General features: G+C 60.2%; 27 protein-coding genes. 14 read left to right on the top strand and 13 right to left on the bottom strand.

Going from position 1 to position 24,875, the window contains the following annotated elements; all coding sequences use genetic code 11:
• Positions 1-13: 13 nt before the first annotated feature.
• Both serS and cysG read left to right on the top strand, forming a co-directional pair.
• Positions 14-1,294, top strand: coding sequence for a serine--tRNA ligase (serS, locus tag KVG87_RS18155; RefSeq protein ID WP_024013408.1), 1,281 nt, complete (start codon positions 14-16; stop codon positions 1,292-1,294).
• Positions 1,295-2,689 (top strand): siroheme synthase CysG, encoded by a 1,395-nt coding sequence (cysG, locus tag KVG87_RS18150; RefSeq protein ID WP_217851907.1) that lies wholly within the window; start codon positions 1,295-1,297, stop codon positions 2,687-2,689.
• A 132-nt stretch (positions 2,690-2,821) separates the two neighbouring features.
• Here the strand turns inward: cysG and KVG87_RS18145 are convergent, their stop codons facing one another.
• The 7 genes from KVG87_RS18145 to KVG87_RS18115 all read right to left on the bottom strand — a co-directional run bounded on the left by KVG87_RS18145 (position 2,822) and on the right by KVG87_RS18115 (position 6,808).
• Positions 2,822-3,823 (bottom strand): glutathione S-transferase family protein, encoded by a 1,002-nt coding sequence (locus KVG87_RS18145; protein WP_217851905.1) that lies wholly within the window; start codon positions 3,821-3,823, stop codon positions 2,822-2,824.
• A gap of 91 nt (positions 3,824-3,914) precedes the next feature.
• Positions 3,915-4,916, bottom strand: a complete 1,002-nt coding sequence (locus KVG87_RS18140) for a glycosyl transferase family protein (RefSeq protein ID WP_217851903.1) — start codon at positions 4,914-4,916, stop codon at positions 3,915-3,917.
• Positions 4,913-5,248 carry a TusE/DsrC/DsvC family sulfur relay protein gene (locus KVG87_RS18135; protein ID WP_217851901.1) on the bottom strand — a complete coding sequence of 112 codons (336 nt, stop codon included), beginning with the start codon at positions 5,246-5,248 and terminating at the stop codon, positions 4,913-4,915. Before KVG87_RS18135 ends, KVG87_RS18140 begins: the two co-directional genes overlap by 4 nt.
• A complete protein-coding gene (gene tusB / locus KVG87_RS18130; protein WP_217851899.1) occupies positions 5,245-5,538 on the bottom strand; it encodes a sulfurtransferase complex subunit TusB in 294 nt (97 codons plus the stop codon). Before tusB ends, KVG87_RS18135 begins: the two co-directional genes overlap by 4 nt.
• Positions 5,538-5,894: a sulfurtransferase complex subunit TusC gene (gene tusC / locus KVG87_RS18125; protein ID WP_217851897.1), complete on the bottom strand. Its 357-nt coding sequence runs from the start codon at positions 5,892-5,894 to the stop codon at positions 5,538-5,540. The genes tusB and tusC overlap by 1 nt, the downstream gene beginning before the upstream one ends.
• Before the next feature lie 2 nt (positions 5,895-5,896).
• Positions 5,897-6,289 carry a sulfurtransferase complex subunit TusD gene (gene tusD / locus KVG87_RS18120; RefSeq protein ID WP_041477377.1) on the bottom strand — a complete coding sequence of 131 codons (393 nt, stop codon included), beginning with the start codon at positions 6,287-6,289 and terminating at the stop codon, positions 5,897-5,899.
• Positions 6,290-6,478: 189 nt separating this feature from the next.
• Positions 6,479-6,808 (bottom strand): DUF6388 family protein, encoded by a 330-nt coding sequence (locus KVG87_RS18115; protein WP_217851895.1) that lies wholly within the window; start codon positions 6,806-6,808, stop codon positions 6,479-6,481.
• 133 nt (positions 6,809-6,941) lie between these two features.
• Between KVG87_RS18115 and KVG87_RS18110 the strand changes: the two genes are divergently transcribed.
• A complete protein-coding gene (locus KVG87_RS18110) occupies positions 6,942-7,292 on the top strand; it encodes a hypothetical protein (protein WP_024013401.1) in 351 nt (116 codons plus the stop codon).
• 102 nt (positions 7,293-7,394) lie between these two features.
• Here the strand turns inward: KVG87_RS18110 and KVG87_RS18105 are convergent, their stop codons facing one another.
• A complete protein-coding gene (locus KVG87_RS18105) occupies positions 7,395-7,820 on the bottom strand; it encodes a GNAT family N-acetyltransferase (protein ID WP_217851893.1) in 426 nt (141 codons plus the stop codon).
• A gap of 152 nt (positions 7,821-7,972) precedes the next feature.
• On the opposite strand from KVG87_RS18105, the gene KVG87_RS18100 reads away from it, so the two are divergent.
• From KVG87_RS18100 to KVG87_RS18075, 6 genes are all read left to right on the top strand, one after another.
• Positions 7,973-8,413 (top strand): hemerythrin domain-containing protein, encoded by a 441-nt coding sequence (locus tag KVG87_RS18100; protein ID WP_076563495.1) that lies wholly within the window; start codon positions 7,973-7,975, stop codon positions 8,411-8,413.
• Between the two features lie 207 nt (positions 8,414-8,620).
• The gene (locus KVG87_RS18095; RefSeq protein WP_217851891.1) at positions 8,621-9,256 is read left to right on the top strand and encodes a lytic polysaccharide monooxygenase auxiliary activity family 9 protein; all 636 of its coding nucleotides are present in this window, start codon (positions 8,621-8,623) and stop codon (positions 9,254-9,256) included.
• Positions 9,257-9,355: 99 nt separating this feature from the next.
• Positions 9,356-9,943 carry an NUDIX domain-containing protein gene (locus KVG87_RS18090; RefSeq protein WP_024013397.1) on the top strand — a complete coding sequence of 196 codons (588 nt, stop codon included), beginning with the start codon at positions 9,356-9,358 and terminating at the stop codon, positions 9,941-9,943.
• Between the two features lie 171 nt (positions 9,944-10,114).
• Positions 10,115-11,842, top strand: a complete 1,728-nt coding sequence (gene ggt / locus KVG87_RS18085; RefSeq protein ID WP_041477051.1) for a gamma-glutamyltransferase — start codon at positions 10,115-10,117, stop codon at positions 11,840-11,842.
• Between the two features lie 64 nt (positions 11,843-11,906).
• Complete coding sequence (locus KVG87_RS18080; protein ID WP_056788931.1) at positions 11,907-12,440, top strand: cysteine hydrolase family protein; 534 nt, start codon at positions 11,907-11,909, stop codon at positions 12,438-12,440.
• Between the two features lie 188 nt (positions 12,441-12,628).
• The gene (locus tag KVG87_RS18075; RefSeq protein ID WP_217851889.1) at positions 12,629-13,645 is read left to right on the top strand and encodes a lysozyme inhibitor LprI family protein; all 1,017 of its coding nucleotides are present in this window, start codon (positions 12,629-12,631) and stop codon (positions 13,643-13,645) included.
• On the opposite strand, the gene KVG87_RS18070 is transcribed toward KVG87_RS18075, so the two are convergent.
• Complete coding sequence (locus tag KVG87_RS18070) at positions 13,612-13,956, bottom strand: DUF7693 family protein (RefSeq protein WP_217851887.1); 345 nt, start codon at positions 13,954-13,956, stop codon at positions 13,612-13,614. The two genes, KVG87_RS18075 and KVG87_RS18070, sit on opposite strands and share 34 nt — an antisense overlap.
• A 160-nt stretch (positions 13,957-14,116) precedes the next feature.
• Here KVG87_RS18070 and KVG87_RS18065 point away from each other — a divergent pair, with 160 nt between their 5' ends.
• The gene (locus KVG87_RS18065; RefSeq protein WP_217851884.1) at positions 14,117-15,562 is read left to right on the top strand and encodes a SulP family inorganic anion transporter; all 1,446 of its coding nucleotides are present in this window, start codon (positions 14,117-14,119) and stop codon (positions 15,560-15,562) included.
• On the opposite strand, the gene KVG87_RS18060 is transcribed toward KVG87_RS18065, so the two are convergent.
• Together KVG87_RS18060 and KVG87_RS18055 are read right to left on the bottom strand one after the other, a co-directional pair.
• Positions 15,530-17,761, bottom strand: a complete 2,232-nt coding sequence (locus KVG87_RS18060; RefSeq protein ID WP_217851882.1) for a response regulator — start codon at positions 17,759-17,761, stop codon at positions 15,530-15,532. The genes KVG87_RS18065 and KVG87_RS18060 overlap by 33 nt on opposite strands.
• 186 nt (positions 17,762-17,947) lie before the next feature.
• On the bottom strand, positions 17,948-18,466 hold the full coding sequence (locus KVG87_RS18055; protein ID WP_076563488.1) for a carboxymuconolactone decarboxylase family protein: 519 nt from the start codon (positions 18,464-18,466) through the stop codon (positions 17,948-17,950).
• 131 nt (positions 18,467-18,597) lie between these two features.
• Here KVG87_RS18055 and KVG87_RS18050 point away from each other — a divergent pair, with 131 nt between their 5' ends.
• A complete protein-coding gene (locus tag KVG87_RS18050; RefSeq protein ID WP_217851880.1) occupies positions 18,598-19,413 on the top strand; it encodes an AraC family transcriptional regulator in 816 nt (271 codons plus the stop codon).
• Between the two features lie 3 nt (positions 19,414-19,416).
• On the opposite strand, the gene KVG87_RS18045 is transcribed toward KVG87_RS18050, so the two are convergent.
• On the bottom strand, positions 19,417-20,310 hold the full coding sequence (locus tag KVG87_RS18045) for a DMT family transporter (protein ID WP_217851877.1): 894 nt from the start codon (positions 20,308-20,310) through the stop codon (positions 19,417-19,419).
• Between the two features lie 89 nt (positions 20,311-20,399).
• Between KVG87_RS18045 and KVG87_RS18040 the strand changes: the two genes are divergently transcribed.
• Positions 20,400-21,731, top strand: coding sequence for an aminotransferase-like domain-containing protein (locus KVG87_RS18040; RefSeq protein WP_217851875.1), 1,332 nt, complete (start codon positions 20,400-20,402; stop codon positions 21,729-21,731).
• Between the two features lie 40 nt (positions 21,732-21,771).
• Entirely contained in the window at positions 21,772-22,149 is a 378-nt protein-coding gene (locus KVG87_RS18035; protein ID WP_217851873.1) for a c-type cytochrome, read from the top strand.
• A 507-nt stretch (positions 22,150-22,656) separates the two neighbouring features.
• On the opposite strand, the gene KVG87_RS18030 is transcribed toward KVG87_RS18035, so the two are convergent.
• A complete protein-coding gene (locus tag KVG87_RS18030) occupies positions 22,657-24,312 on the bottom strand; it encodes a sensor domain-containing diguanylate cyclase (protein ID WP_217851871.1) in 1,656 nt (551 codons plus the stop codon).
• 177 nt (positions 24,313-24,489) lie between these two features.
• On the opposite strand from KVG87_RS18030, the gene KVG87_RS18025 reads away from it, so the two are divergent.
• A complete protein-coding gene (locus KVG87_RS18025) occupies positions 24,490-24,825 on the top strand; it encodes a hypothetical protein (protein ID WP_024013386.1) in 336 nt (111 codons plus the stop codon).
• The last annotated feature ends 50 nt before the right edge of the window (positions 24,826-24,875 follow it).

Here is a 24,875-nt window from a genome sequence, read left to right as displayed (position 1 = left end):
ACGAGAAACCGACATGCTCGATTCCAAACTGTTACGTAGCAACCTTCAGGACGTAGCGGACCGCCTGGCTTCCCGTGGCTTTGCCCTGGACACCGCGCGCATCGAAGCGCTGGAAGAACAGCGCAAGACCGTCCAGACCCGCACCGAAGCACTGCAGGCTGAACGTAACGCGCGTTCCAAATCCATCGGGCAGGCCAAGCAGCGTGGCGAAGACATCGCGCCGCTGATGGCGGACGTCGAGCGCATGGCGGGCGAGCTGAGCGCGGGCAAGGTCGAGCTGGACGCGATCCAGACCGAACTCGATTCGATCCTGCTCGGTATCCCCAACCTGCCGCACGAGTCGGTTCCGGTCGGCAAGGACGAAGACGACAACGTCGAAGTGCGCCGTTGGGGCACCCCGACTCAGTTCGATTTCGAAGTCAAAGACCACGTCGCCCTCGGCGAAAAGTTCGGCTGGCTGGACTTTGAAACCGCCGCCAAGCTGTCCGGCGCGCGGTTCGCCTTGCTGCGCGGTCCGATTGCCCGTCTGCATCGCGCACTGGCGCAGTTCATGATCAACCTGCATGTCACCGAACATGGCTACGAAGAGGCTTACACGCCTTATCTGGTTCAGGCTCCGGCGCTGCAAGGTACCGGCCAGCTGCCGAAGTTCGAAGAAGATCTGTTCAAGATCGCCCGCGAAGGCGAAGCCGATCTGTACCTGATTCCAACCGCCGAAGTGTCGCTGACCAACATCGTTGCCGGCGAAATCGTCGATTCGAAACTGCTGCCGATCAAGTTCGTCGCCCATACCCCATGCTTCCGCAGCGAAGCCGGTGCGTCGGGCCGCGACACGCGTGGCATGATCCGCCAGCACCAGTTCGACAAAGTCGAAATGGTCCAGATCGTCGAGCCATCGCAATCGATGGAAGCGCTGGAAGGCCTGACCGCCAACGCCGAAAAAGTCCTGCAACTGCTCGGTCTGCCTTACCGCACCCTGGCGCTGTGCACCGGCGACATGGGCTTCAGCGCGGTCAAGACCTACGATCTGGAAGTGTGGATTCCGAGCCAGGACAAATACCGCGAAATCTCCTCGTGCTCCAACTGCGGCGACTTCCAGGCGCGGCGCATGCAGGCGCGTTTCCGTAACCCGGAAACCGGCAAACCTGAGCTGGTGCACACCTTGAACGGCTCTGGTCTGGCGGTCGGTCGTACTCTGGTTGCGGTACTGGAAAACTACCAGCAGGCCGACGGTTCGATCCGTGTGCCGGACGTGCTGAAGCCGTACATGGGTGGCCTTGAGGTCATCGGCTAAATGAAATATCTGCCGCTGTTTCACAACCTGCGCGGCAGTCGTGTGTTGGTTGTCGGTGGGGGGGAAATTGCCTTGCGCAAATCCCGCCTGCTGGCCGATGCCGGTGCGCTGCTGCGGGTGGTCGCACCTGAAATCGAAACGCAACTGGCCGAACTGGTCGCTGCCAGCGGCGGTGAATGCCTGTTGCGCGGTTACGCCGAAACGGATCTGGACGGTTGCGGGCTGATCATTGCCGCTACCGACGACGAAACGCTCAACGCGCAAGTCTCCACCGACGCCCACCGCCGTTGCGTGCCGGTCAACGTGGTCGATGCGCCGGCCTTGTGCAGCGTGATCTTCCCGGCGATCGTCGATCGCTCGCCGTTGATCATCGCCGTGTCCAGCGGCGGCGATGCGCCGGTACTGGCGCGTCTGATCCGCGCGAAAATCGAAACCTGGATTCCTTCCACTTACGGTCAATTGGCAGGGCTGGCTGCGCGTTTCCGTCATCAGGTGAAAAACCTGTTTCCGGACGTTCAGCAGCGGCGCGGCTTCTGGGAAGACGTTTTCCAGGGCCCTATCGCCGATCGTCAACTGGCCGGGCAGGGCGCTGAAGCCGAGCGCCTGTTGCAGGCCAAGGTCGATGGCGAGCCAATGGTCACCACTGGCGAGGTTTATCTGGTCGGTGCCGGTCCGGGTGACCCGGATCTGTTGACCTTCCGCGCGCTGCGTCTGATGCAGCAAGCCGATGTGGTGCTCTATGACCGCCTGGTGGCGCCGGCGATTCTCGAGTTGTGCCGTCGCGATGCCGAGCGGGTGTATGTCGGCAAGCGGCGCTCCGAGCACGCCGTGCCGCAGGATCAGATCAACCAGCAACTGGTCGATCTGGCCAAGGCCGGCAAGCGTGTAGTGCGGTTGAAGGGCGGCGATCCGTTTATCTTCGGCCGCGGTGGCGAAGAGATCGAAGAACTGGCGGCCCACGGTATTCCATTCCAGGTGGTGCCGGGCATTACGGCAGCCAACGGTTGCGCTGCTTATGCGGGGATTCCGCTGACCCACCGTGACCATGCGCAGTCCGTGCGGTTTGTCACTGGCCACTTGAAGGATGGTTCCACCGATCTGCCATGGGCTGACCTGGTGGCTCCGGCGCAGACGCTGGTGTTCTACATGGGCCTGGTGGGCCTGCCGATCATCTGCGAGCAGTTGATCAAGCATGGTCGCGCGGCGGATACCCCGGCGGCGTTGATTCAGCAGGGCACTACAGTCAATCAGCGGGTTTTCACCGGCACGCTGGCGGATCTGCCGCGAATGGTGGCGGAGCATGAAGTGCATGCGCCGACCCTGGTGATCGTCGGCGAAGTGGTGCAACTGCGCGAGAAACTGGCGTGGTTTGAAGGGGCTCAGGCGCAGGTCTAAACACCGCGTCGCCCCAATCGCTGGCAAGCCAGCTCCCACAGGTATTGTGTCAAAGCTGCAATCTTCAGCGTTACACAAGACCTTGTGGGAGCTGGCTTGCCAGCGATGGCGCCCTTAAGAGCTGCTCGAATTTCAACCCCGGCGCCAAACCCCTTTCCCGATCAACCGCTCGCGATCATGCGCTACGCTGAAATCCTGCTGCGGCCCCTTCGGCACTACACCGGTCGGGTTGATGGTCTTGTGGCTGCCATAGTAGTGATGCTTGATGTGCTGGAAATCCACCGTCTCGGCAATCCCCGGCCACTGATACATCTCGCGCAGCCAGTTCGACAGATTCGGGTAATCGGCAATCCGCCGCAGGTTGCACTTGAAGTGCCCGTGATACACCGTGTCAAAGCGAATCATCGTGGTAAACAGGCGCACGTCGGCCTCAGTCAGGTATTCCCCGCTCAGGTAGCGATTGGCACCCAGCAGTTGCTCCAGATGATCCAGTTCGGCGAAGACTTCATCGAACGCCTGTTCGTATGCCTCTTGCGAGGTGGCGAACCCGGCACGATAGACACCGTTGTTCACCGCCGGGTAGATCCGCTCGTTCAGCGCATCGATTTCGTTGCGTAGCGGCGCCGGATAAAAGTCCAGATCGTTACCAGTGATCCCGTCGAAGGCGCTGTTGAACATGCGGATGATTTCCGCCGATTCATTGCTGACGATGCGCTTGAGTTTCTTGTCCCACAGCACTGGCACCGTCACGCGCCCGGTGTAATCAGGCGTGTCGGCGGTGTAGCGCTGATGCATGAAATCGAAGCCATCGAGTTTGTCGCCTGTCGAACCGAGCGCCTTGTCGAAGGTCCAGCCGTTCTCCAGCATGAGCCAGCTGACCACCGACACGTCGATCAGACTTTCCAGCCCTTTGAGTTTGCGCAGGATCAGCGTGCGATGCGCCCAAGGGCAGGCGAGGGAAACGTAGAGGTGATAGCGCCCGGCTTCGGCAGTGAAACCGCCTTCACCGCTGGGGCCTGGTTGACCGTCGGCGGTCACCCAGTTGCGGCGTTGCGCTTGTTCGCGCTGGAACGCGCCGTCCTTGCTGCTTTCGTACCACTTGTCCTGCCAGTGGCCGTCGACGAGTAAACCCATGATCAAGACTCCCAAAACCAATATTCGTTGGAGTCGAGTCTATTCCGATGAGTTCGAACAAAAAGCGCAAAGATCGGGCGCTAATGATCGGTTAGATCGATGTGTTGCGCGCCGCCCAATACTGCTCGGCGGTTGCGAAGGCCTGTTCACGATTCTGACCGAGACCGCGCAGGGCAAGGGCCATGGTCGCAATCAAAGCCATTTGCGGGTAACTGTCGACCACATCGCCACGCCACACGGCTTTCAAGTGCTCGATGTCCAGCGAGGCGGGTTTGACATGGCGCTGCGCTGACAGCTGCGGCCATTCTTCGTCCCAGCTCTGACCGCCGCTGGTGCCGTAAAGGTGGCTGGTGGCGTCGGGGTTGATCTCGATTTCACCGCCATCGCCCTTGACCACGATTGCCGTGTCGCCGAGCAAACCGCTGGCATCGCGATGAACCGCCTGGTAACCCGGGTGAAAAATGCTTTGCAGGCCGCAGCGTGCGCCCAACGGATTGAGAATCCGCGCCAGCGAGTGGATCGGCGACCGCAGGCCCAAGGTATTGCGCAGGTCGATCATCTTTTGCAACTGCGGCGCCCAGTCCACCAGCGGCATAAACGCCAGGCCGCCGTTGTCCAGTGCCGTGCCGACCTGCTGCCAATCACGGCACAGGGGAATGTTCAGTTCGCCCAGCAGTTGTTCGCTATACAGGCGCCCGGCCGTGTGTGCGCCGCCGCCATGCATGAAGATGCGTACGCCGTTTTGCGCCAGGCACTTGGCTGCCAGCAGGTACCACGGCAGATGGCGTTTTTTGCCGGCGTAGGTCGGCCAGTCCAGGTCGACATTCAATGCGGGCGCTTGCAAGCGTGCGCGCAGGGCTTCGGTGAAACCGGCCATTTCCTCGGCACTTTCTTCCTTGTGCCGCAGCAACATCAGGAAGGCACCTAGTTGCGTATCCTCGACTTGGTCATCGAGCACCATGCCCATGGCCTCGCGGGCTTCTTCGCGCGTCAGGTCGCGGGCGCCGCGCTTGCCCTTGCCGAGAATGCGCACGAATTGCGCGAACGGATGCTCGGCAGGCGTTTCGAGGGTCAAAGCAGGAAAGTCGTTCATAGGCAATTCGTCGGTTTGGGCAGGCCCGCCAGTTTCGCGGCGAGTTTGGCAGGGGTGCCTTTGAACAGTCGGTTCAGGTGCAGGCTGTTGCCTTTGTCGGCGCCGAGTCTCAACGCGGTGTACTTGATCAGCGGCCGCGTGGCCGGCGATAGCTGGAATTCGGCGTAGAAGCTACGCAGAAGCTCAAGGACTTCCCAGTGTTCGGGCGTCAACTCGATGTCTTCAGCGGCGGCGAGGGCGCTGGCGACTTCAGCCGACCAGTCGCTGAGGTCAACGAGAAAGCCATCCTTGTCCAGTTCGATGGCGCGGGCGCCTACGGTTATTGAATTCATAGCCAGCTGTTGACCTTGGCGTGATGGATCGACAGTTCGACGAAAGCCGGGTAGTCGATGGCCTTGGCCCAGTCTGGAATCTCGATCGCACGCGCCTGTGCGTCCTCAATCAATACAAACAGTCTGATTGCTCGCTCTTGAAGGGTTGAGAACGGCACAGTGTCCGGTTGCAGCGCATACACCGCATCGCCGGACAACAATACCGCATCGGCGCTGCCGAGCAGGCGCAGGCAACTGCTCAGGCGATCGTCGCCGTACGGGGAATGAGACAACACATGCAAAGTCGACATCAGAGGGTGATCACCTGATCGTAACGGTCAATAAGGGCGGTGATGTGTTCAGCAGCAAGCGGCTGCGCCTCGTCCAGCGACAGTTTGCCAAGACCGCGAGCATTGGCGCTTTCGGCGCAATAGAACAGCTCTTCGACACCAAACATCGGCAGCGCCTGCAGATTGGCGCTGAGGTCCTTCTGCTGCACGGCCCTGGCGTTCTGCCCGGCGGCCAGTTGCAGCACGCCGTCATCGAGAAACAGCAGACCGATCGGCAGATCGAATGCGCCACCGGCGAGCACGATATCCAGCGCTTCCCGCGCACCGGGGCCGGACCATGGCGATTGGCGGCTGATGATCAACAGCGATTTGGCCATGTTCAAGCGCCTCCGAAACAGATGAGACGGTCAGCGTCCTGCACGGCGTCGTGCAACTGACCCAGACCGGACAATTCCCACGGCGCGCTGAGCGAAATCGCTTCACGCTGGTAACGCTTGGCTTCTTCTTCGTTCAACACACCACGGCGCAGAGCGGCGGCGATGCAGACCACGCCGTCGAGTTGCTTTTCGTTGATGAAGGCGCGCCATTGCTTGGGCAGATCCTGTTCATCCTGCGGCGTCACCACTGCATCGGAGGCGTTGAACACGCCGTCCTGATAGAAGAACAGCCGGACAATCTCGTGGCCGCCGGCCAGCGCGGCCTGGGCAAACAGCAAGGCACGGCGCGAGGAGGGCGCATGGGCGGCGGAAAACAGCGCGATGGCGAACTTCATGATGGACTCGATCAGCGAAACTGCGGCCATGATAAAGCTTTATCGCGCGTGCCGCGAAATCTGGTAACACGCGGTTCACCGTGGGAGCGAGCCTGCTCGCGAAAGCGTCGCCTCGTTCGAGATCAGTTTCGGCAGTCACGCCGCCTTCGCGAGCAGGCTCGCTCCCACGGGAGTGTTGCGGCGGCTGGATTACGGGGTGATGCCGTAAAGCTCGCAATACTCAAGCCAGTCCATCCCCGCCATTTCTGCCACTTCCCGGTGCACTTCCAGCCGTTGCGCCTGATAGTCCTCGGGCGAATCAGCGGTCAGCTGCAACGTCAGCTCCCAGGCAAACAACCCCTGGCTTTCCGCCTCAGCCTCGAATGCTTCGTGCAAGCGTTCTTCGCGATACTGCGCCTGGGTTTCGCCCTTGGCCTGAGCCAGCAGCGGGTTGAGATGGTCGAGGGTCTCGCGCAGTTCGGGTCGCGCATCGAGAAACAGTTTCAGGGCGTGTTCATGTCGTTGGTCGCTAGGCGCCATGTAATGTCCTTGTGTGGCTGAAGATCTCAGAGTGCCGCAGCTGCTCACGCGTGTCGCGCATAAAAACAGTAAAGCAGAACGATTTGCCGCGTTGCAGTGCTACAGTCCGCTTTTTTCTCGATGAGCGAATGCAATGCGAATGCTGATGGTAGTGCTGGCGGCGGCCCTGTTGGCCGGGTGCGCCGGTTCGGTGATGAACGATGCTCGCAGCAAGAGCCCGGACAAGGTCCTGACCTCGGACAAGCCGGAGAAAGACGTCGCCCGGTGCGTGCAATTCGCATGGCAGGACGAAGCGGTTTTCGGCGTGGACGCGGCGGCCTATCTGGAGCCGCGCGAGTCCGGTGGCACTACGGTTTACACGCGTTCGGCAGAGTCGTTTGTCGATGTGATCACCGAAGCGTCAGGGACAACCTTGAACTATTACGCGCAGAAGAGTGATTTTGTCGCGATGCGGCGGATGGCGGCGATGGCGACCTGCCTCTGATTGTGTGTCGAGGCGGCTGGCGCTTTCGCGAGCAGGCTCGCTCCCACAGGTTGAATGCTTTCCAGTGTGGGAGCGAGCCTGCTCGCGCAAAGGGCGACACAGTCAGTCGATCAGCCGCTTTTGGAAAAAGTGCCGCTTGTGCCCCGGTGGATAGTCAACGATCTCACCGAACTGGCTGAAGCCCAGCTTCTTGTAGAACTCCGGCGCCTGAAAATCGAAGGTGTCGAGCCAGACGCCGTAGCAGTTTTTTTCCTTGGCCAGGGCTTCCGCCTGAGCCATCAATTTCGAGCCGATCCCCTGTCCGCGACCTTGTTCCGGCACTGACAGCAGTTCGATGAACATCCAGCGAAAAATCATTCGCCCGTACAGGCCGCCCAATATCGCGCCATTTTCGTCTTTGACCATCAAGGCGAACGGCTCGGATTTCGAACCGCCGGTTTGAGCATCGTTGTATTCGATCAGCGGTTGCAGAATGGCCTGACGCTGTTCCTCGGTAGGATTGTCCGTCAACTCGATACGCAAATTCATGCATGACTTCCTTGTGTGATTGAACGCCCAGCCTAACCCGTCCGGGCAAACGCCTCCAAGCCCTTCGATCGAACAAGCGGAACCGTCAAACCAGCGTTGCGGTCTAGGCTTTTATCGCGTCTTTCCCTGAGCGCGATTGATGAGGAAATCCCGTGAATATTTTTGAAGCCCTGCGCGAAAGCCACGAGCGCCAGCGCACTTACGCCAAGGCTCTGATCGCGACCAGCGGCGACAGCCCTGAGCGGGTCGAGGCCTACAAGCAGCTAAAAGCAGAACTGCAAGCGCATGAAACCGCTGAAGAGCGGCACTTCTACATTCCGTTGATGGAAATCGATGAAGGCGTGGACCTGAGCCGCCACGCCATCGCCGAACACCACGAAATGGACGAGATGATGGAAGAGCTCGACGAGACCGAGATGTCCAGTCCGGCCTGGCTGGCCACAGCCAAAAAGCTTTCCGACAAGGTTCATCACCACCTCGAGGAAGAAGAGCACAAATTCTTCCAGATGGCCGGCAAGCTGCTCGACGATAAACAGAAAACGCTACTCGCCGGGCAGTACGAAAAGGAGTATCAGGCGCAACTGTCTGAATGACCAAAGGCGACTCGGCGTGTAGGTGTTCAGCTACACGTTGAGTACGATGCGTCGTCGAGTGCTGGTTATGCATCCAGTATTTACGGGCTTTTTACGTCTTGCACACTGGGACTGTGACAAAAGCGCCGATGGACAAAAAATTCACCTCCGTTAGCTTGAAGGCCTCTCCTCGGGAAGGAGAGTTCTCAAATCAACGGAGTGAAGACGATGAATCAGGCAATCCCACAAACCCAACTCAAACACGGTCGTGTCATCTCGCCAGCAAGCCGCGGCGCAGTGGCCATTGACCTCGGCCTGCTCGGCGCTTGGCAAGTCAATGAAATGGAGGGCGGCAAAAACTTTCCGGCCGTGAATGCTGGGCCGTTCCCGCAACCCTTCGAGACCGACTCGGACAGCGTCGCGCCGCCGGCCGATGGCTACATTCTCAGCGGCGGCAAGACTGATGCCCGCGATTGCGTCAATTACACCGACGAAGAGATGAGCAAGAAGCTCGGCCGTTCATTCAACTGGCCGCTGCTGAATGTCGATCCGGGCCAGATTCTTGTGGTCAGTTGGGCGTACACCGCGCCGCATACCACCCGAGGTTATCGCTGGCTGATCACCAAAGACGGCTGGGAACCCCAGCAACGCATCAGCCGTGCGCAGCTGGAAACCCAGCCGTTCTTCGAGGATTTCTACCCACAAGTGCCTTATTACAGTCATGCCGGTGAACTGAAGGCGAAGGTCGATCACCAAGTGCAGCTGCCGGCGAGCAAGAAGGGCCACCATGTCATTGTGCTGATGTGGATCGTCGCCAATACCGGCAACGCCTTCTACCAGGCCTTTGACGTCGACTTTCAGTAACCGCGCAGGCTGAACGAGCCCGGTAGCGCTGCCGGGCTTTTTTTGTCGGCGCAATTGATCGACCATGGCAGTCCCCCCATGAAGACAGGATCAGACGCGATGTCCAACACAGCCGAACGGGTCAACATCGTCGACACTCAGGTGTTGTCCCACGACTGGTATCTGCTGAAGAAAATCACTTTCGACTACCACCGCAACAACGGTGAATGGCAGCGCCAGACCCGCGAGGTCTACGACCGGGGCAACGGCGCGGCGATTCTGCTGTTCAACCGCGAAAAGCGCACGGTGGTGCTGACCCGCCAGTTTCGTTTGCCGGTGTTCGTCAACGGCCACGATGGATTGTTGATCGAGGTGGCGGCGGGGTTGCTGGAAGGTGCCGCCCCTGAGCAACGCATTCGTGACGAAGCCGAGGAGGAAACCGGTTATCGCGTGCATGACGTGAAGAAAGTATTCGAGGCGTATATGAGCCCCGGCTCGGTGACGGAGAAGCTGCACTTTTTTATCGCCGAATACGACGCCGCGTCCAAAGTCAGCGACGGTGGTGGGCTGGAAGAGGAAACCGAAGAACTGGAAGTGCTCGAATGGGGCTTCGATGAGGCACTGGCAGCATTTCAACGCGGCGAGATCTGCGATGCCAAGACCATCATGCTGTTGCAGTACGCAGCGATGAATAACCTCTTCGCTTGATGAAAGATCGCAGCCTTCGACGCATTTTTCAGGAGCTGCCAAAGGCTGCGATGGCTCAGCATACTGGCTGAACGGGGAGGCGCAATACCCAAAGCCGACCATACTGCTTGTTGCTTCTGAAGCGTTGCCCTGCGTTTTGCGCAGTCCCCAAAAACAAAAAGAGATCGACTCATGAAGTACGAACCTTTGGCCAGATCGCTCATTGCGACCTCCCTGGCGCTCAGCTGTCTCATGGCTCACGCGGCATCGGTGGCGCCGGTGGCGGCGGAAAACGGCATGGTGGTCACCGCGCAACATCTGGCGACCCATGTCGGCGTCGATGTGTTGAAAAACGGCGGCAATGCCGTGGATGCGGCAGTGGCCGTGGGCTATGCGCTGGCGGTGGTCTACCCGGCTGCGGGCAATCTTGGCGGTGGCGGATTCATGACCATTCAACTGGCGGACGGACGCAAGACCTTTCTCGATTTCCGTGAGAAAGCGCCGCTGGCAGCGACCGCCAACATGTATCTGGACAAGGACGGTAACGTCATCCCGGACTTGAGCACGCGCGGCCATCTGGCCGTCGGGGTGCCGGGCACCGTGTCCGGCATGGAGCTGGCGCTGAGCAAATATGGCACCAAACAGCGCAAGGACATGATTGCCCCGGCGATCAAACTGGCCGAAGACGGTTTCGAGCTGCAGCAGGGCGATGTCGAGCTGCTCGAATACGCGACGGATGTGTTCAAGAAGGACATGCGCGATTCCGGCTCGATCTTCCTCAGCAACGGCGAGCCGATGCAGGTCGGGCAGAAACTGGTGCAAAAGGATCTGGCGAAAACCCTGCGGACAATTTCCGAGAAGGGCGCCGACGGCTTCTACAAAGGCTGGGTCGCCGATGCCATTGTCACTTCCAGCCAGGCCAACAAAGGCATCATCAGCCAGGCCGACCTGGACAAATACAAGACTCGCGAACTCGCCCCGGTGGAGTGCGATTATCGCGGCTATCACGTGGTCTCGGCGCCACCGCCCAGCTCCGGCGGGGTGGTGATCTGCCAGATCATGAATATCCTCGAAGGCTATCCGATGAAGGACCTGGGCTTCCATTCCGCTCAGGGCATGCACTACCAGATCGAAGCGATGCGCCACGCATACGTTGATCGCAACAGCTACCTCGGCGATCCGGATTTTGTGAAGAATCCGATCGAGCACCTGCTGGACAAGAATTACGCGACCAAACTGCGCAACGCCATCCAGCCGCAGAAGGCCGGCGTGTCGGCTGAGCTCAAACCCGGTGTGGCGCCCCACGAAGGCAGCAACACCACGCACTATTCGATCGTCGACAAGTGGGGCAATGCCGTCTCCGTCACCTACACCCTTAATGACTGGTTCGGCGCCGGCGTGATGGCGAGCAAGACCGGGGTGATCCTCAACGATGAAATGGACGACTTCACCTCCAAGGTCGGCGTTCCGAACATGTATGGGCTGGTTCAAGGCGAGGCTAACGCTATCGCACCGGGCAAGGCGCCGCTGTCGTCGATGAGTCCGACCATCGTCACCAAGGATGGCAAAGTAGTGATGGTGGTCGGCACGCCGGGGGGTAGCCGGATCATCACCGCGACCTTGCTGACCATGCTCAACGTCATCGATTACGGCATGGGCTTGCAGGAAGCGGTCGACGCGCCGCGCTTCCATCAGCAGTGGATGCCGGAGGAAACCAACCTCGAAGACTTCGCCGCCAGCCCGGATACGAAAAAGCTCCTCGAGAGCTGGGGCCACAAGTTTGCCGGCCCGCAGGATCCCAACCACATTGCCGCGATTCTGGTCGGCGCGCCGTCACTGGACGGCAAACCGGTTGGCAAGAATCGCTTCTACGGCGCCAATGATCCACGGCGTAATACCGGCTTGTCACTGGGTTACTGAGCGGAGTAAAAAGGGGCGGGCTCAGGTCCGCCCCATCTCAAGGACTGATCAAGGAAGGCTCGACATGACCACCGCATTACTGATCATCGACGTCCAGCAAGCACTGTGTGCTGGTGAATATCAGTGTTTTGAAATCGACCGCGTAATCGCCACGATCAATGATCTCAGCCAACGCGCCCGCACAGCTGGCGTTCCGGTGGTGTTGATTCAGCACGAAGAAAAGGACGGTCCGTTCGTGCATGGCGCGGACGGTTGGCAACTGGCCGAAGGTTTGCTGACTTCGACGAAAGACCTGCGTGTAGGCAAGACTACCGGGGATTCTTTCTACCAGACCGATCTCGGCAAGCTGCTGCCCAGCGAGGACTTCGAACGCCTGATCATCTGCGGCCTGCAAACCGATTACTGCGTCAACGCCACGGTGCGCAGCGCGCATTCACTGGGTTACGACATCGTCGTCGCGCGGGATGCACATTCGACGGTCGATAACGGCAACATGAGCGCCGAGGACATCATTGCCCAACACAACAAGGACTTCGCCGCCCTGACCAGTTCCGTGGCACGAATCGACGTCAAACCGGCAGCCGAAATCACCTTCTGAACTCACACAAACCCCCTGTGGGAGCGAGCCTGCTCGCAAAAGCGCTATGACAGCCAACATCAAACCGACTGATATACCGCCTTCGCGAGCAGGCTCGCTCCCACAGGGGTGAGCAGGCTCTACGACAGCGGCGATTTACGGCAGCAGCACTGGCATAATCCCCGCCGCCCGAAGAATGGAATCTCTCGATGTTCGCTATCTACCTGCGTCACGCCGTGGCGCTGACATCTCTCGTCCTCGCCTGCACCGCCCACGCCAGCAGTTTCGATTGCACCCATGCCACCAGCAAAACCGAAAAAGCCATCTGCACTGATCCCTACCTCTCAACCCTCGACGACAAACTCGCCGAGCAATGGCGGACCACGCTGGGCAAAGTTGCCGATCCCAAAATGCTGAAAACCGACCAGCGTCAGTGGCTGAAAAACCGCAACGCCTGCGGCGACCTGAGCGCGTGTCTGCGGCGCGAATACCTGATGCGCCTCACTGAGCTCGAACACGCGGTCCAGCCCTTCAGCTGGGATGCCACCTGGCAACTGATTCCGCCCGGCACCTCGACCTCGGCGACCCTTGTCACCCAACGTCGTGATGCCACGCATATCGCCATCGATATCTCAGCAGGCGAGGGCGCCAATTCCGGAGACTTGACCGGCGTTGCCATACTCAAGGATGGAACAGCCCTGTACGCCGAGGACGCCTGCAAACTCGCCTTCACGCCCATCAATGGCGTACTGAACGTCACGCAAACCGGTGCGGATTCCGACTGCGGCGGTGGCATGGGCGTGTATTACGCCGGTCGGTATGTCGCCTCCGAACAACCGCTGAAGCTGGATTACGATCTGCTCAGCCTGGGTCTGGCTCGCACACCCGCAGAAGATCAGGTACTGCGTTCGCTGCTCAAGACCGACTACCAGAAACTGGTAGAAACCTCCGGTTCCTTGCAGGTCGGCGAAGACTCAAAAGATATGGCCGATGCTCAGGTTGTAGAAATGTGGATGCGCGGTCTCGGCGGCATCGGCATTCTGATGAGTGCTGCAGACGCACAGGTCTGGCTGATCTTCAAAAGCTACGATGATCAGGGCCATGAACATCTGCGGTACTACACCAACGTGGCGAAGTGGAAGAAGCGGTTGCCCGATGTGCTGCAGGGCTGGTATGACCGCATGCAAGAAAATCAGTCGTCACCGGTTCTGGAAATGATGCCCTGAGCCACATCTCCATCCGCCTCACGCAGTAACCGCTCGATCTGCGCCAGTTCCCATGTGCTGAGCAGACTCACCGGGTCCGTGCCATAACGCTGCCACGTGTTGAGCGTCGCTTCGTCCCCGGCGCAGTTGCGCGCGTATTCACAGTGATGCAAATGTCCGTCGGCGAAGTCCAACAGCAGATGCCAGCCTTCGATATCAACGGGAATCAGCCCGGACTGGGACATTACCTCGCAGACTTCGAACGCAAGCACGCCCAGCGCAGCTTCGCGCAGACGCTGACACACATCCCGGGCGGACAAAAACGCTGACATGCTGCGACTCGATTCGATGGACAAGCCTGCAAGGATAAGGCCCGCGCCACTCCATGTCAGCGTTTCACTGGCCCGAGGCTGAACAATTCCGTAACATTCGCCTCCCTCTTTTTTTGCGAAAACAGCAGCCGTGCCCGACGGCCGCTCAGTCAGGTAAGCCATGAAACCGATTCGTCTGCGCGCCGATGTCCTCGCCGGACTCACCACCTCGTTCGCCCTGTTGCCCGAATGCATTGCTTTCGCGCTGGTCGCGCATCTCAATCCGCTGATGGGCTTGTACGGCGCGTTCATCATTTGCACGCTGACGGCGTTGTTTGGCGGCCGACCGGGCATGGTTTCCGGTGCGGCGGGTTCGATGGCGGTGGTGATCGTCGCGCTGGTGGTGCAACACGGCGTGCAATATCTGCTGGCAACGGTGCTGCTCGGCGGTCTGATCATGATGGCGTTCGGGCTGTTGCGCTTGGGCAAACTGGTGCGCATGGTGCCGCATCCGGTGATGCTCGGTTTCGTCAACGGCCTGGCGATCATCATTGCCCTGGCGCAACTGGAGCACTTCAAAAGCGGCGAGCACTGGCTCAGCGGTACGCCGCTGTATCTGATGACCGGGCTGGTGCTACTGACCATGGCCATCGTTTACATCCTGCCGCGCCTGACCAAAGCAGTGCCGCCGGCCCTGGTGGCGATCCTTGGTGTCGGCCTGCTGGTCTACCTGTTCGGCCTGCCGACCCGCACCCTCGGCGACATGGCGCACATTGCCGGCGGTCTGCCGACTTTTGCCATGCCGGACATTCCGTGGAGCCTGGAAACGCTGCGCATCATCGCTCCGTACGCGATCCTGATGGCGATGGTCGGCCTGCTGGAAACCTTGCTGACACTGAACCTGACCGACGAAATCACCGAGACTCGTGGCTATCCGGATCGTGAGTGCGTAGCGCTCGGCGCGGCGAACATGGTGTCCGGTGCGTTCGGCGGCATGGGCGGTTGCGCGATGATCGGCCAGACCGTGATCAACCTCAGCTCCGGCGGGCGCGGGCGCTTGTCCGGCGTTGTGGCCGGTGTGCTGATTCTGTTGTTCATTCTGTTTCTGTCGCCGCTGATCGAGCGTATTCCGCTGGCCGCACTGGTGGGGGTGATGTTTGTGGTATCTCAGCAGACGTTCGCCTGGGCGTCGTTGCGGGTGATAAACAAGGTGCCGCTGCACGATGTGCTGGTGATCATCGCGGTGACCACCATCACCGTGTTCACCGATCTGGCCACGGCCGTGCTGTGCGGGATCATCATCGCTGCGCTCAACTTCGCCTGGCAGCAGGCCCGCGAACTGTATGCCGATGAACATCTTGAAGCCGATGGCAGCAAGCTCTATCGCCTGCACGGCACGCTGTTTTTCGCCTCGACCACGCCGTTTCTCAATCAGTTCGACCCGGCCAACGATCCGGCCAAAGTCACTCTCGATTGCCGGCACCTGAGCTTTGTCGACTACTCGGCGATTGCCGCGTTGAAAACCCTGCGTGAACGCTACGCCAAGGCAGGCAAGCATTTACAGGTGTTTCATCTGTCGGAACGCTGCAAGAAATTACTCAAGCGCGCCGGCGTCGATCACCACTGACGCCGCGGGTTTTGCGTCCTTGAGCCAGGTCTTGCCGAGAATCCGCGAGACCTGTTCGGCGGAGTAGGGCTTGGCGAGAAATTCGAAACCTTCGTACCCGCTGCGCGCCAGTTCTTCGCTGTAGCCGGAAGTCAGAATCACCGGTAGATCGGGGCGGCGCTGGCGCAGTTCCTTCGCCAACGCGACTCCGGTGATGCCCGGCATGACCACGTCGGAAAACACCGCATCGAACGCGCTGGCATCGCTGCCCGCCAACTGCAGGGCTTCTTCAGCGTTGGTTGCCCATGCGGTTTCATAGCCCAGATCCTGGAGGATCTGGTTGGCAAAGCGACCAACATCGAGATTGTCTTCGACCACCAGCACCCGGCGTTTTTCGCAGGCCGGCTGCACCTCGCCATCGTCCTCTGCCTCGTCCATTTCTGCCTCGATCGCCGGCACTTGCGGCAAATACAAGGTGAACTCGGTGCCTTGTCCAAGGACGCTGGAGACGTCGACGTTGCCGCCCGACTGCTTGGCAAACCCGAACACCTGCGACAGCCCGAGACCCGTGCCTTTGCCGACAGCCTTGGTGGTAAAGAACGGCTCGAAGATGTGTTCAAGGGTGTGTGCGTCGATACCGGCACCGGTGTCGGCCAGGGCAATCGACACGAAATGGCTGCTGGACGCAGCGTGGCCGCGAATCGGCGGCAGCGCTTTGTGGCACTCCAGGCGCAATTTCAGCTCACCCTGACCATTCATTGCGTCGCGAGCGTTCAGGGCGATGTTGATCAACGCGGTTTCGAACTGACTGAGATCGACGCGGATGTAGCAGGGGTGATCCGGGCGCTCGACGCACACGTGAATCTGCGCGCCGGTGACCGATTCGAGCATCTCGCCAATATTGGCCAGCCGTTCGCCGGCATCGACCACCTGCGGATTGAGCGGCTGACGGCGAGCGAAGGCGAGCAACTGGCTGGTCAGTTTGGAGGCGCGCTCGACGGTATCGGAAACCGCGCGCATGTAGCGCTGGCGGCGTTCTTCCGGCAGGTTGGGCTGGCGCAGAAAGTCCACCGACGAACGAATGATCGTCAGCAGATTATTGAAGTCGTGGGCGACGCCGCCGGTTAATTGGCCGATGGCTTCGAGCTTTTGCGACTGGGGCAACGCCGACTCGGCCTGGGCCAGGCGCAGGCTGCGTTCCTCGACCCGTTGTTCCAGCGTGGCATTGAGTTCAGCCAATGCAAGCAAGCCCTCGCGCACGTTCGCATCGGCGCGCACCCGTTCGATGTGCGCCCAGCACCGTTCGGTCACTTCGCTCATCAATGCCTGCTCAAATTGCGACCAGACCCGCGGCACTTTGTCGTGGACGGCCATCAATGCGGTCAGACGGCCCTGCTTGATCAGTGGTACACAAATGGTCGCGGTAATACCGATGGCCTGAAAGGTCGCCGACTCTTCCGGTGGTAGCTCGCTGCGGTTGTCATGGATGACCAGCGGTTCCCCGGCGCGCAGCAGAGTCACTGCCTTCTCACCGAAATCGCGCAGGCGGTAGTGGCCGACGATGCTTGGCGAACCCGGTGCCGCATAGTCGCCGCGAATGGTGAAGCCATCCTCGTCGGCATCCATGTCGGCGTACGCGCAGTTGGACAATTGCAACTGCTCGACCATCAGCCGGGTGCTCGCCGCCAGGATTGCTTGCGCATCGGTGGCATTGGTCACCGCTTCGCCGATGGCATCGAGGACGGCCAGGCGTTGGTTGAGATAAACGGTCTGGGTGGTCTCGGTGACCGTGTCGAGCATGCCGACGACATTGCCCAGCGAGTCACGAATCGGGCTGTAGCAGAAAGTGAAGAACGCCTGCTCCGGACCGTTGCCGCGTTCGATCTTCAGGGCAAAGTTTTCGATGTAGGTGGCTTGGCCGGCATAGGCCGCCTCGGCTATCGGGCTGATCTCATGCCAGGCTTCTTTCCAGATGTCGCTGAAAGGACGTCCCAGCGCATGCGGCTTGTCGCCGAGAATCGGCACGAAGGCGTCATTATAGAGGGTGATCAGTTGCGGTCCCCAGACGATCGCCTGAGGGAAATGCGAGGCGAGGCTGAGCGAGACGGTGGTCTTGAGTACATCGGGCCAGTGTTCCAGCGGGCCGAGGGGCGAATTCGCCCAGTCGTGACGGCGGATCTGCCCGGCCATCTCGCCGTTGTCTTGCAACCAGTCTGTCATGGGGTTCGTGTCTTTCCGGGCATTTGTCTGAGAACAAAGACCTGCGCGCAGGGTGTTTGGTTTCAGCGCACCAGACACTGTTTGCGCTGCGAATTATTCTGACCTACATCATGGCAGCAAAAAACAGCGCTGGCGAAAAGAGCATCTTTTCGCCAGCGGATTTTTCTTCAGTTCGTGAGCAACTGCTCAGGCCTCGACGGCCGGGAAGTCAATGTCGGTCAGCGCCGTGTTGTTCAGGTAGTTAGTCAATGTCTGCACGGCCACCAGGGCAATCACTTCGATAATCTTGCGGTCATCGATACCGGCAGCGCGGGCAGCGGCCAATTGTTCATCGCTCAAGTGGCCACGGGTTTCGGTCAGTTGGCGGGCGAGGGCGGCGTAGGCATTCAGTTCGCCGTGACGTGCCGCGATGATGTCCTCCGCCGACAGCCCGGCTTTGCCGGCAAACACGGTGTGTGCGGACAGGCAATAGTCGCAACCGTTGACTTGCGAAGTGGCGAGGTAAACGGCTTCTTTCTCTTTGCCGCTCAATGAGGTCTTGCCGAGGATGGCCGAGGCTTGCAGGTAAGTGTCGAATGCAACTGGCGCTTGGGCGAGGGTGGTGAAGACGTTGGGCAGGAAGCCGATTTTTTTCTTCACGCCTTCCAGTGCAGGACGGGTGGCATCGGTGGCGGCGTCGAGGCTGATTGCAGGGATGCGGCTCATGGTGATTCTCCGAAATTCCGCAGCGAAGTGCAGCGGGGATGGAGAGATCTTAGGGGCTGCCAATGGCGCTTTGGCTGCAAATCGTCGAGGATATGCGGCAGATCGTCCAGATATGCCTTCGGGAGTCAGCCATGGATCGCCTTTCCACATTACTCAGTCATTTTGGCGTGAACGCCGGCACCTTTCATAGCGGCGCGTTTTGCGGCGTGAGCGTTCACGAAGGCGAGCCGGTCGGGCACGTGCATGTTCTGCAAGCCGGGGCGTTGCTGCTCAAACCGGGCAACGAGCGGGAAATTCGTCTGGACGAACCGTCACTGATTTTCTTTCCCCGGCCGTTTACCCATCGGATGTTTGCCGACGAAGCCATGGCCAGTCAGATTGTCTGTGCCTCGCTGACCTTCGACGGTGGCTCGGGCAATGCCCTGGCCGCCGCGTTACCGGACTATCTGGTGTTGAAACTCACCGATATCCCGGAATTGCGCAGCACCCTTGACTGGCTGTTCAACGAAGCTTTTGAAGGGCATTGCGGGCGCGTGGCGGTGATGGATCGCCTGTTCGAATTGCTGGTGATTCTGTTGCTGCGCCATCTCATCGGTAGTCGAGATCAGCAACCGGGCATGATGGCCGGCCTGGCTGACCCGCGCTTGTCTCGCGCTTTGAACCTGATCCATGAGCAACCGCACAAGCCCTGGAGTGTGGCCGATCTCGCGGCGGCGGCGAACCAGTCCCGCGCCGGTTTTGCCGAGCAGTTTCGCCGGGTTGTCGGGCAGACACCGGCCGAATACCTGCTGAGCTGGCGCGTCAGTCTTGCGCAGAAACGCCTGCGCGAAGGCCGGCCGATTGCGCTGATTGCCGAAGAGGTCGGTTACGAAAGTCCGTCGGCGCTGGCCCGGGCGTTTCGGCGCAAGACCGGGCTGAGTCCTCGGCAATGGAAAGCCGGACACTGAATACTATTTGGCAAATTTCTTCGCCCCGGCCACGCAGAGAATCACCCCAAGCGTTACGCCGAGCATGCCGACGCTGACCTGCTCATGCAGCAACGTCGCCGCCAGCGCCAGACCGAAAAACGGCTGCAGCAACTGCAACTGCCCGACCGCTGCGATTCCACCTTGTGCCAGACCGCGATACCAGAACACGAAACCGATCAGCATGCTGAACAGCGACACGTAGCCCAGGCACATCCACGCAGGCAAGCTGATGTTGCCGAACGAGGCGGGCGCCAGCCACAGGCTCAGCACTGCCATCAGCGGTAACGACATTACCAGCGCCCAGCAGATCACCTGCCAGCCGCCGAGGCTGCGTGACAGTTTCGCGCCTTCGGCGTAACCGAGGCCGCAGGCGAGAATCGCCGCGAGCATCAGCAGATCCCCGATGGGCGAGGCGCTCAGGCCTTGCGACAGAGCGAAGCCCACCACCAATGCGCTGCCCAGCACCGAAAAGATCCAGAACACCGGCCGTGGCCGCTCACCGCCACGCAAGACACCAAACATTGCCGTGGCCAGCGGCAGCAATCCTACAAACACGATCGAATGCGCTGACGTTACGTGCTGCAATGCCAACGCGGTCAGCAGCGGAAAACCCAACACCACGCCCAGCGCCACAATCACCAGCGACAGCCACTGATGGCGCGACGGTCGCGGTTGCTTGAACAACAGCAGAAGTCCGACGGCCAGTGCGCCGGCAATCGCTGCTCGCACCACGGTCAGAAACACCGGATCGAATTCCAGCACCGCCAGCCGCGTCGCCGGAAGTGAACCGCTGAAAATCAGCACACCGATAAAACCGTTGATCCAGCCACTGGTCTTTTCCAGCGCCGGGTTGGCCGCAGTCGATGTTGTGTGCATGTCGGTCGCGCTCAAAAAGTGGCTTGTGTCGCCGTGATCCTAGGGCGGAGAATCAGCACAATCAAAAAATTGTCATGGATACAGCCGGCATGCCCCGATCCCGTTACAAGACCTTGGTTGACCGTTATGCGGCGGATATTCGTGGCGGACGACTGCCGCCGGGCACGCGATTACCTACGCATCGGCAACTGGCGGCGCAGGAAGGACTGGCGCTGGTTACCGCTTCACGGGTTTATGCCGAGCTTGAGGCGATGGGCCTGGTCAGTGGCGAAGCCGGGCGCGGCACTTTTGTGCGGGAAACGTCGCTGGCGCCGGGGCAGGGCATCGATCAGAAAGACGTAGCGGTCGGCATGATCGACCTGAATTTCAACTATCCGTCGTTGCCCGGTCAGGCTGAGTTGTTGCGCACGGCGTTGCGGCAACTGGCGTTGTCCGGCGATCTCGAAGCGTTGCTGCGTTATCAACCCCACGCCGGACGTGCCCACGAACGCGCCTCGGTGGCGCGACATTTGTCGACACGCGGCGTGACCGTTGAAGCCGACCAAGTGCTGATCGTCAATGGCGCTCAGCAAGGTTTGGCGGTGACGCTGATGGCCCTGCTCAAGCCCGGTGATGTGATCGCCGCCGATGCGCTGACCTATTCCGGGTTCAAGGTGCTGGCCGACGCGTTGCATCTGGAAGTGCTGGCGATCCCGATGACAGAGCACGGCCCGGATTTGCCGGCACTGGACAGGCTCTGCCGCCAGCGTGCGGTGCGCGCCGTGTACAGCATGCCGACGCTGCACAATCCGCTGGGCTGGGTCATGCCACTGGAACAGCGCGAGCAATTGGTGGCGATTGCCCGACGCTATGATCTGACACTTATCGAAGATGCGGCCTACGCGTTTCTGGTGGAAAATCCGCCGCGAACCTTGATCGATCTGGCACCGGAACGGACGTTTTACGTATCGGGCCTGTCGAAAAACATCGCCACCGGGTTGCGCGTTGGCTTCATTGCTGCGCCGCTGCCTCAAGTGCCCGCACTGGAGCGAATCATTCGCGCGACAACGTGGAACACGCCCGGGGTGATGACCGCCATTGCGTGCGGTTGGCTCGACGACGGCACCGTCACCGTGCTTGAGGAGCAGAAGCGGCGTGATGCGATGGCGCGCCAGGCCTTGGCCGCCGAGGTGCTGAAAGGGCTGCGCTACGTTGCTCATCCGGCTTCGTATTTTCTGTGGCTGCCGCTGCCCGAAGATGTGCGTGCCGATCAGATCGTGGTCGAGTTGATGCAGCAGCAGATTTCCGTCACCAGCGCCGAGCCGTTTTCGCTGGCGGCCAATACGCCCCATGCGATTCGTCTGGCGTTGGGTTCGGTGGACATGAAGGTGTTGCGTCAGGCGTTGATCACTGTCAGAACGATTGTCGGCGCTTATCTGTAAACTGCGCCCACGCCATGCAAAGCCAGGTTTGGACTGTTCAATGAAATTCACCACGACACTGTTTCTCGCCTTGATTTTCAGCGGCAGCGCACAGGCTGAGGGCGATCCTGAAGCCGGGGCGAAAATCTTCCCGCGTCTGTGCGGCGGTTGCCATCAGGTTGGCGAGTCGGCTCGTTCGGGGTTTGGTCCGCAGTTGAACGGCGTCATTGGCCGGGCTGCGGGGACTTCGGCCAATTATGTTTATTCCGATGCGATGAAGAACTCGGGGATTACCTGGGATCGGGCGACGTTGAAGGCTTATCTGGAGGACCCGAAAGAGGTGGTGCCGGGGACACGGATGATTTTCTGGGGGCTGAGTGATGAGGAGAAGTTGAATAATTTGTTGGCTTATCTGCAGAAGTTCAGTGCTGAGCCCTAGTCGGGCGATGGTTTCCTGGCTGATTGAGTACATATCCATTGCTGCGGTAACGGCTGCTTAGGGTTCCGCCCTTACGGCGGGTCACCTTTTTCAAACGCCAAAAAGGTAACCCAAAAGGCTTGCTCCTGCGTTCGGCCCTCGCAGGCTCGGGTCCCTTCGCTGCGGGATCGATCCGGGCGCAGCGGCTACGGTTTGCTTCGCTGCACCTACACTCGCTGTGTCTGGCTGCGCCAGACGGTCGCTGCGCTCCCACCCCCGGATCAATCCCTCCGCTCAGCCTTCCGACGTCGCCGGTGGATCAAAAGCAAGATCAAAAGCACTTGAGCTAACGCTCATTGTTGAGTGGGGCAGCTGCGCTGCATTGCTTTTCTGTGGGAGCGAGCCTGCTCGCGAAAGCGGTTCTCCAGCCGACCCATATTTCCGCCTTTTACCCCATCCCTGTGGGAGCTGGCTTGCCAGCGATGGCGACGTGCGGGCGGACCTGTCTCTGGTTGATATACGCCGGTGTCAGTGGGCATGGAACGCCACCTGATTGCGCCCCGCAGCTTTCGCCTGATACAGCTGCTGATCGGCACGTTTGATCAGCGTCGTATGGTTGTTGTCCGCCGGATCTGCCAGGCCGAGGCCAATACTCACCGTGACGTTGCCGACGCCGGGAAACTGCGCTTCGGCGACTGCCGTGCGAATCTTTTCGGCGACGACTTCCGGGGTGTCAGGTTGCGCGACTTCCGGCAGCAGTACGGCGAACTCTTCGCCGCCGTAGCGGGCGACGAAATCGGTGCTGCGTACGCTGTTCTGGATCAAGGTCGCCAGTTGTTGCAGGACCTCATCACCGACCGCGTGGCCATGGCTGTCATTGATGCGTTTGAAGTGGTCGGCATCGATCAGCAACAAGGCAAAAGGGCGCCCGGTGCGTCGGGACAGCAGCGAGTATTCAGTGATTTTTTCGTCAAAACGGCGACGGTTGTAAACGCCGGTCAAGCCGTCATGTGTGGCCAGACTCAGCAGTTCGGCGTTGGCCTCGGTGAGTGCGGCGGTGCGTTGTGCCACGGTGGCTTCCAGCGAGGCGTTGGCTTCTTGCAGCTCGCGTTCCTTGCCGAGCAGTGACTGCGTCATTGCGTCGATGGACTGGCCGAGCTGGGCGATTTCCAGTACCGGATGCTGGAGCTGGAACTGTGCGCCGGACTGGTTGTTCTGCACCTGTTTGGCCGAGTGCGCGAGTTGTTCGATTGGGCGGCTCAGGTACAGCGCCAAGTAATAAGCCACCAGACCGAAAACGATGGCGGCGAAAACGCCGAGGATTAGCAATTCGTATTGCAGCGTCCGCGCCGGTTGCAGCGCAGTCTCCAATGGCTGGCGAATGGCGATCGACCATGATAGCGCCGTGCCCGATGGCGTCGGCACGGTGACCATGCTGGTCAGGTAACCGTTGGCCGCCGTCCAGCCCGACAATACCGGATCGTTGGTCGCCAGCTGTTGGCCCATCAGCGCTTCGGGGTAGAGCACCTTGCCATCGTGGTCGACGATCAGCGCCTGAATATCCGGCGCCGAGTTCTTGTGGGAAAACGCCGCCGACTCGACGATGCGCGTCACCCAACTCCAGTGCGCATGTGCACCCAGCACGCCGATCACCTGTCCTTCGGCATTGTGGATTGGCGCGGCGAAATCGATGAAGCGCAGCGGCTCGCCATTGGGCAGGCCCGGCAACAACTTGGCCAGCAACACTGCTTCATGGGGATCGCCGGTGTATTGCCGGCGCAAGCCGATCTGGAACCACGGGCGTTTCTGCACCGATTGACCGACCAGCAGATCATTGACCGCTTGGCGCACGTTGCCCTCGGCGTCGGTGACGCCCATCCACGCATATTCGGCGCGCGCCTGGGTGCGCAACTGCATCGACTTGAGGATGGCTGGATTGTCCAGATCGCCACGCTCCAGATGCGGCGCGCGACTGAGCAGATAGACCTCCAGTTGCCGCTCGCGCAGTTGCTCACCCAATAACGTCGCCGCCGCGCGCGCCGTGTTCAGCAAGGCGTTGCCGCTGGCCTGCTTCATTTGTTCGGTGGCGATATGACCGACATAGAAGCCGACGCTCAATAACGTCAGCAGGGACAAACCGCCGAACCACAGGGTGAGATGGCTACGCAGACTGGCTTTGAACATGGAGGCGGGTGTCTGTCTTTATTGAAGTGGCGCCATGGTATGCGACATCGCTGACGGCGGGCCAGCGAACGGGTTCAAGTAAATACAAACAAGATTGATGCCAATGAGCCATCATTTTGGTTAGAATGCGCGCCGCCCGAGAGACGGATCCCGGGCGTTCCCCCATGGAGTTTTACTGTGAAATACCTCAGCAAAGTAGTCGCCGCCGCACTGTTCGGTGTGGTTCTGGCAGGTTGCACCGGCGCCCCGATGAAAACCGCCCATTACGACAGCAACCAATACACCGTGGTTGGCCACAGCGAAGCATCGGCCACCGGCCTGCTGCTGTTTGGCATCATCCCTATCCGCCAGAACAGCCGATTTGTGCGCGCGCAAAACGCGGCCATCCAAGCCAAGGGCGGCGATGCAATGATCAACACGCAGGTTCAGGAAAACTGGTTCTGGGCCTGGGTTCTGACCGGCTACACCACCACCATCTCCGGTGACGTGGTCAAGCTGAAAACCGCGCAATAAGCGACGGCTGAATGCAAAAAAGCCCGGCTGATCAGGCCGGGCTTTTTCAT

This window comes from Pseudomonas siliginis (assembly GCF_019145195.1).
Classification (GTDB): domain Bacteria; phylum Pseudomonadota; class Gammaproteobacteria; order Pseudomonadales; family Pseudomonadaceae; genus Aquipseudomonas; species Aquipseudomonas siliginis.
Note: the sequence above shows the minus strand (reverse complement) of the source record. Positions and strands in the feature narration are given on the sequence as shown.

Bases quoted from the DNA above. Each gene is read 5' to 3' on its own strand.
- serS (WP_024013408.1), top strand. From the start codon at position 14: ATGCTCGATTCCAAACTGTTACGTAGCAACCTTCAGGACGTAGCGGAC.
- cysG (WP_217851907.1), top strand. From the start codon at position 1,295: ATGAAATATCTGCCGCTGTTTCACAACCTGCGCGGCAGTCGTGTGTTG.
- KVG87_RS18145 (WP_217851905.1), bottom strand. From the start codon at position 3,823: ATGGGTTTACTCGTCGACGGCCACTGGCAGGACAAGTGGTACGAAAGC.
- KVG87_RS18140 (WP_217851903.1), bottom strand. From the start codon at position 4,916: ATGAACGACTTTCCTGCTTTGACCCTCGAAACGCCTGCCGAGCATCCG.
- KVG87_RS18135 (WP_217851901.1), bottom strand. From the start codon at position 5,248: ATGAATTCAATAACCGTAGGCGCCCGCGCCATCGAACTGGACAAGGAT.
- tusB (WP_217851899.1), bottom strand. From the start codon at position 5,538: ATGTCGACTTTGCATGTGTTGTCTCATTCCCCGTACGGCGACGATCGC.
- tusC (WP_217851897.1), bottom strand. From the start codon at position 5,894: ATGGCCAAATCGCTGTTGATCATCAGCCGCCAATCGCCATGGTCCGGC.
- tusD (WP_041477377.1), bottom strand. From the start codon at position 6,289: ATGAAGTTCGCCATCGCGCTGTTTTCCGCCGCCCATGCGCCCTCCTCG.
- KVG87_RS18115 (WP_217851895.1), bottom strand. From the start codon at position 6,808: ATGGCGCCTAGCGACCAACGACATGAACACGCCCTGAAACTGTTTCTC.
- KVG87_RS18110 (WP_024013401.1), top strand. From the start codon at position 6,942: ATGCGAATGCTGATGGTAGTGCTGGCGGCGGCCCTGTTGGCCGGGTGC.
- KVG87_RS18105 (WP_217851893.1), bottom strand. From the start codon at position 7,820: ATGAATTTGCGTATCGAGTTGACGGACAATCCTACCGAGGAACAGCGT.
- KVG87_RS18095 (WP_217851891.1), top strand. From the start codon at position 8,621: ATGAATCAGGCAATCCCACAAACCCAACTCAAACACGGTCGTGTCATC.
- KVG87_RS18090 (WP_024013397.1), top strand. From the start codon at position 9,356: ATGTCCAACACAGCCGAACGGGTCAACATCGTCGACACTCAGGTGTTG.
- ggt (WP_041477051.1), top strand. From the start codon at position 10,115: ATGAAGTACGAACCTTTGGCCAGATCGCTCATTGCGACCTCCCTGGCG.
- KVG87_RS18080 (WP_056788931.1), top strand. From the start codon at position 11,907: ATGACCACCGCATTACTGATCATCGACGTCCAGCAAGCACTGTGTGCT.
- KVG87_RS18075 (WP_217851889.1), top strand. From the start codon at position 12,629: ATGTTCGCTATCTACCTGCGTCACGCCGTGGCGCTGACATCTCTCGTC.
- KVG87_RS18070 (WP_217851887.1), bottom strand. From the start codon at position 13,956: ATGTCAGCGTTTTTGTCCGCCCGGGATGTGTGTCAGCGTCTGCGCGAA.
- KVG87_RS18065 (WP_217851884.1), top strand. From the start codon at position 14,117: ATGAAACCGATTCGTCTGCGCGCCGATGTCCTCGCCGGACTCACCACC.
- KVG87_RS18060 (WP_217851882.1), bottom strand. From the start codon at position 17,761: ATGACAGACTGGTTGCAAGACAACGGCGAGATGGCCGGGCAGATCCGC.
- KVG87_RS18055 (WP_076563488.1), bottom strand. From the start codon at position 18,466: ATGAGCCGCATCCCTGCAATCAGCCTCGACGCCGCCACCGATGCCACC.
- KVG87_RS18050 (WP_217851880.1), top strand. From the start codon at position 18,598: ATGGATCGCCTTTCCACATTACTCAGTCATTTTGGCGTGAACGCCGGC.
- KVG87_RS18045 (WP_217851877.1), bottom strand. From the start codon at position 20,310: ATGCACACAACATCGACTGCGGCCAACCCGGCGCTGGAAAAGACCAGT.
- KVG87_RS18040 (WP_217851875.1), top strand. From the start codon at position 20,400: ATGCCCCGATCCCGTTACAAGACCTTGGTTGACCGTTATGCGGCGGAT.
- KVG87_RS18035 (WP_217851873.1), top strand. From the start codon at position 21,772: ATGAAATTCACCACGACACTGTTTCTCGCCTTGATTTTCAGCGGCAGC.
- KVG87_RS18030 (WP_217851871.1), bottom strand. From the start codon at position 24,312: ATGTTCAAAGCCAGTCTGCGTAGCCATCTCACCCTGTGGTTCGGCGGT.